Origin of the sequence: Gordonia desulfuricans NBRC 100010 (genome assembly GCF_001485495.1) — a bacterium.
Lineage (GTDB): Bacteria > Actinomycetota > Actinomycetes > Mycobacteriales > Mycobacteriaceae > Gordonia > Gordonia desulfuricans.
In genome coordinates, this window is the sequence record NZ_BCNF01000198.1 from 1 (window position 1) to 5,604 (window position 5,604).

Here is a 5,604-nt window from a genome sequence, read left to right on the forward strand (position 1 = left end):
AAAGTTGAGTACAGCTCACCGGAGTTCGCCCTTGTTGTGGGTGGTGTTGGTGGGTGTGTGTTCTTTGAGAACTCGATAGTGTGTTGGTGGATTGTTTGATGCCAAATTATTTTGGTGTCAGGGAGTTCATTAGTTTATGAAGTTTTTTGATGCCAGTTTGTTTTTTTGAGAATCATTTTTGGTCAGGTTTTGCTTTCCTGGTTGAAGGATTGTGTTGAAACGCCGGCTTTGGCTGGTTGTGTTTCGCTATTTTTTCATGGAGAGTTTGATCCTGGCTCAGGACGAACGCTGGCGGCGTGCTTAACACATGCAAGTCGAACGGAAAGGCCCAGCTTGCTGGGTACTCGAGTGGCGAACGGGTGAGTAACACGTGGGTGATCTGCCCCTGACTTCGGGATAAGCCTGGGAAACTGGGTCTAATACCGGATATGACCTTACATCGCATGGTGTTTGGTGGAAAGCTTTTGCGGTTGGGGATGGGCCCGCGGCCTATCAGCTTGTTGGTGGGGTAATGGCCTACCAAGGCGACGACGGGTAGCCGACCTGAGAGGGTGATCGGCCACACTGGGACTGAGACACGGCCCAGACTCCTACGGGAGGCAGCAGTGGGGAATATTGCACAATGGGCGCAAGCCTGATGCAGCGACGCCGCGTGAGGGATGACGGCCTTCGGGTTGTAAACCTCTTTCGCCAGGGACGAAGCGCAAGTGACGGTACCTGGAGAAGAAGCACCGGCCAACTACGTGCCAGCAGCCGCGGTAATACGTAGGGTGCAAGCGTTGTCCGGAATTACTGGGCGTAAAGAGCTCGTAGGCGGTTTGTCGCGTCGTCTGTGAAATTCTGCAACTCAATTGCAGGCGTGCAGGCGATACGGGCAGACTTGAGTACTACAGGGGAGACTGGAATTCCTGGTGTAGCGGTGAAATGCGCAGATATCAGGAGGAACACCGGTGGCGAAGGCGGGTCTCTGGGTAGTAACTGACGCTGAGGAGCGAAAGCGTGGGTAGCGAACAGGATTAGATACCCTGGTAGTCCACGCCGTAAACGGTGGGTACTAGGTGTGGGGCTCATTTCACGAGTTCCGTGCCGTAGCTAACGCATTAAGTACCCCGCCTGGGGAGTACGGCCGCAAGGCTAAAACTCAAAGGAATTGACGGGGGCCCGCACAAGCGGCGGAGCATGTGGATTAATTCGATGCAACGCGAAGAACCTTACCTGGGTTTGACATACACCAGACGACGGTAGAGATATCGTTTCCCTTGTGGTTGGTGTACAGGTGGTGCATGGCTGTCGTCAGCTCGTGTCGTGAGATGTTGGGTTAAGTCCCGCAACGAGCGCAACCCTTGTCCTGTATTGCCAGCGGGTTATGCCGGGGACTTGCAGGAGACTGCCGGGGTCAACTCGGAGGAAGGTGGGGATGACGTCAAGTCATCATGCCCCTTATGTCCAGGGCTTCACACATGCTACAATGGCTGGTACAGAGGGCTGCGATACCGTGAGGTGGAGCGAATCCCTTAAAGCCAGTCTCAGTTCGGATTGGGGTCTGCAACTCGACCCCATGAAGTCGGAGTCGCTAGTAATCGCAGATCAGCAACGCTGCGGTGAATACGTTCCCGGGCCTTGTACACACCGCCCGTCACGTCATGAAAGTCGGTAACACCCGAAGCCGGTGGCCTAACCCTTGGGAGGGAGCCGTCGAAGGTGGGATCGGCGATTGGGACGAAGTCGTAACAAGGTAGCCGTACCGGAAGGTGCGGCTGGATCACCTCCTTTCTAAGGAGCATGCAACATTCCCATGCCGGCGGCGTCTGTCCGTTGGGTGGGTGTGTGTTCATAGGGTGAAACATCAAACACGCCAGCATGGTTGTCGGTCTCATCAGAGAGGTCGGTGGCCGGGTGACTGTTTCCGGTGACGGATTCGGTGCTGTCAACACACTGTCGGGGTTCTGAGGGAACACACCGTTTCTTCTGCCCATGATGCGGGTTTGTTCGTTGAGTGTGACTGTGATGGTCGCAGGAGGATGAGTCGGTTGTGGGTGTGTGTTGTTTGAGAAGTGCATAGTGGATGCGAGCATCTTTATTTATTGCAATGCATGACAAACTGTTTTTGGTTTGTGTGTTTTGTTCGAGTTTGTTCTCAAGAACGTGTCTACACTGGTAGGGGATGTTTGTCCTGTGTGTGCTCTTTTGGGGGTGCACGGGGGTGGAGCCCCTGTGGGTGTAGGTGTTGTTGTAAGTGTTTTAGGGCGTTCGGTGGATGCCTTGGCACCAGGAGCCGATGAAGGACGTGGTAGGCCGCGATAGTCCTCGGGGAGTTGTCAAACGAGCTGTGATCCGAGGGTGTCCGAATGGGGAAACCCAGCACGAGTGATGTCGTGTTACCACCAGCTGAATGTATAGGCTGTGTGGGGGGAACGTGGGGAAGTGAAACATCTCAGTACCCATAGGAAGAGAAAACAATTGTGATTCCGTGAGTAGTGGCGAGCGAAAGCGGATGAGGCTAAACCATGCGCATGTGATACCGGGTAGGGGTTGTGTGTGTGGGGTTGTGGGGAGTGTCTTTCCTGATCTACCTGTCAGGACGTGAGTCAGAAAATCGCATGTTAGGTGAAGTGGCCTGGAATGGTCTGCCGTAGACGGTGAGAGTCCGGTAACTGAAAGCGTGTGGTCTTGCGTGATGTTTTCCCAAGTAGCAGCGGGCTCGTGGAATCTGCTGTGAATCTGCCGGGACCACCCGGTAAGCCTGAATACTTCCTGGTGACCGATAGCGGACTAGTACCGTGAGGGAAAGGTGAAAAGTACCCCGGGAGGGGAGTGAAATAGTACCTGAAACCGGACGCTTACAATCCGTCAAAGCCTGTGCACCTTCGGGTGGTGGGTGATGGCGTGCCTTTTGAAGAATGAGCCTGCGAGTTAGTGCTCGGTGGCGAGGTTAACCCGTGTGGGGTAGCCGTAGCGAAAGCGAGTCTGAATAGGGCGTTGAGTCGCTGGGTCTAGACCCGAAGCGAAGTGATCTACCCATGGCCAGGGTGAAGCAGCAGTAAGATGTTGTGGAGGCCCGAACCCACTTCAGTTGAAAATGGAGGGGATGAGTTGTGGGTAGGGGTGAAAGGCCAATCAAACTTCGTGATAGCTGGTTCTCCCCGAAATGCATTTAGGTGCAGCGTTGCATGTTTCTTACTGGAGGTAGAGCTACTGGATGGCCGATGGGCCCTACTAGGTTACTGACGTCAGCCAAACTCCGAATGCCGGTAAGTGAGAGTGTGGCAGTGAGACTGCGGGCGATAAGGTTCGTAGTCGAGAGGGAAACAGCCCAGATCGCCGGCTAAGGCCCCTAAGCGTGTACTAAGTGGAAAAGGATGTGGGGTCGCGAAGACAACCAGGAGGTTGGCTTAGAAGCAGCCACCCTTGAAAGAGTGCGTAATAGCTCACTGGTCAAGTGATCCTGCGCCGACAATGTAGCGGGGCTCAAGTACACCGCCGAAGCCGCGGCACTCCACCATGACATCCGCAGTGGTTTACGGACTGCTGTGTAGTGGGTGGGGTGGGTAGGGGAGCGTCCTGCATCCGTGGAAGCGCCGGAGTGATCTAGGTGTGGAGGGTGTGGGAGTGAGAATGCAGGCATGAGTAGCGAAAGCAGAGTGAGAAACTCTGCCGCCGGATGACCAAGGGTTCCTGGGCCAGGCTAATCCGCCCAGGGTGAGTCGGGACCTAAGGCGAGGCCGACAGGCGTAGTCGATGGACAACGGGTTGATATTCCCGTACCCGTGTATCCGCGCCCATGCTGAATCAGTTGTACTAACCATCCAAATCCCAATGGACTGCCTTCGGGTAGCCGGCGGGGGCTGCGTGGGACCTTGGCTGGTAGTAGGCAAGCGATGGGGTGACGCAGGAAGGTAGTGGGGCCAGTGAGTGGTTGTACTGGTGTAAGCCTGTAGGGCGAGTGGTTGGTAAATCCGTCACTCATGATGCCTGAGAGGTGATGCGTAGCCGTTGTGGCGAATTCCATGATCCTATGCTGCCGAGAAAAGCCTCTAGTGAGTTGGTACACGGCCCGTACCCCAAACCAACACAGGTGGTCAGGTAGAGAATACTAAGGCGATCGAGAGAACTGTGGTTAAGGAACTCGGCAAAATGCCCCCGTAACTTCGGGAGAAGGGGGACCACGATTGGTGAACACTTTTTCGGTGGGAGCTGGTGGTGGTCGCAGAGACCAGAGAGAAGCGACTGTTTACTAAAAACACAGGTCCGTGCGAAGTCGTAAGACGATGTATACGGACTGACGCCTGCCCGGTGCTGGAAGGTTAAGAGGACCGGTTAGTGGCCTTCGGGTTGCGAAGCTGAGAATTTAAGCCCCAGTAAACGGCGGTGGTAACTATAACCATCCTAAGGTAGCGAAATTCCTTGTCGGGTAAGTTCCGACCTGCACGAATGGCGTAACGACTTCTCTGCTGTCTCAACCACAGACTCGGCGAAATTGCATTACGAGTAAAGATGCTCGTTACGCGCGGCAGGACGAAAAGACCCCGGGACCTTCACTATAGCTTGGTATTGGTGTTCGGTTCGGTTTGTGTAGGATAGGTGGGAGACTGTGAAGTGGGCACGCCAGTGTTCATGGAGTCGTTGTTGAAATACCACTCTGATCGTATTGGACTTCTAACCTCGGACCCTGATCGGGTTCAGGGACAGTGCCTGGTGGGTAGTTTAACTGGGGCGGTTGCCTCCCAAAATGTAACGGAGGCGCCCAAAGGTTCCCTCAGCCTGGTTGGCAATCAGGTGTTGAGTGTAAGTGCACAAGGGAGCTTGACTGTGAGACGTACATGTCGAGCAGGGACGAAAGTCGGGACTAGTGATCCGGCACCAACGTGTGGAAGTGGTGTCGCTCAACGGATAAAAGGTACCCCGGGGATAACAGGCTGATCTTCCCCAAGAGTCCATATCGACGGGATGGTTTGGCACCTCGATGTCGGCTCGTCGCATCCTGGGGCTGGAGTAGGTCCCAAGGGTTGGGCTGTTCGCCCATTAAAGCGGCACGCGAGCTGGGTTTAGAACGTCGTGAGACAGTTCGGTCTCTATCCGCCGCGCGCGTTAGAAACTTGAGGAAACCTGTCCCTAGTACGAGAGGACCGGGACGGACGAACCTCTGGTGTGCCAGTTGTTCCGCCAGGAGCATTGCTGGTTGGCTACGTTCGGAAGGGATAACCGCTGAAAGCATCTAAGCGGGAAGCCTGTTCCAAGATGAGGTTTCTCTCCCTCTTGAAGGGTTAAGGCCCCCTACAGATCATGGGGTTGATAGGCCAGAACTGGAAGCCTGGTAACAGGTGTAGGTGACTGGTACTAATCGGCCGAGGACTTACAACAACACTCTTACATTTTTTTGTGAGTGGGTTTGATGGAGATGGTTTTGCGCATCCACTATGTACTTCTGAAACAATGCACGCATGATAGTGCGGACGCGTGAGCGTTTGTTTCATAGAGTTTCGGCGGCTATAGCGGTGGGGAAACGCCCGGTCCCATTCCGAACCCGGAAGCTAAGCCTGCCAGCGCCGATGGTACTGCACTTTAGTCAGTGTGGGAGAGTAGGACACCGCCGAACAATTTTTT

The 5,604-nt window shown here is 54.7% G+C and carries 3 rRNA genes; all 3 read left to right on the forward strand.

Going from position 1 to position 5,604, the window contains the following annotated elements:
• The first annotated feature begins 253 nt into the window (after positions 1 to 253).
• The 3 genes from GD1_RS23720 (at position 254) to rrf (ending at position 5,596) form a co-directional block, all read left to right on the forward strand.
• Positions 254 to 1,773 (forward strand): 16S ribosomal RNA (locus GD1_RS23720).
• Positions 1,774 to 2,230: 457 nt separating this feature from the next.
• Positions 2,231 to 5,361, forward strand: a 23S ribosomal RNA gene (locus GD1_RS23725).
• 118 nt (positions 5,362 to 5,479) lie between these two features.
• Positions 5,480 to 5,596 (forward strand): 5S ribosomal RNA (gene rrf / locus GD1_RS23730).
• Together the 16S, 23S and 5S rRNA genes form the textbook arrangement of a ribosomal RNA operon.
• The last annotated feature ends 8 nt before the right edge of the window (positions 5,597 to 5,604 follow it).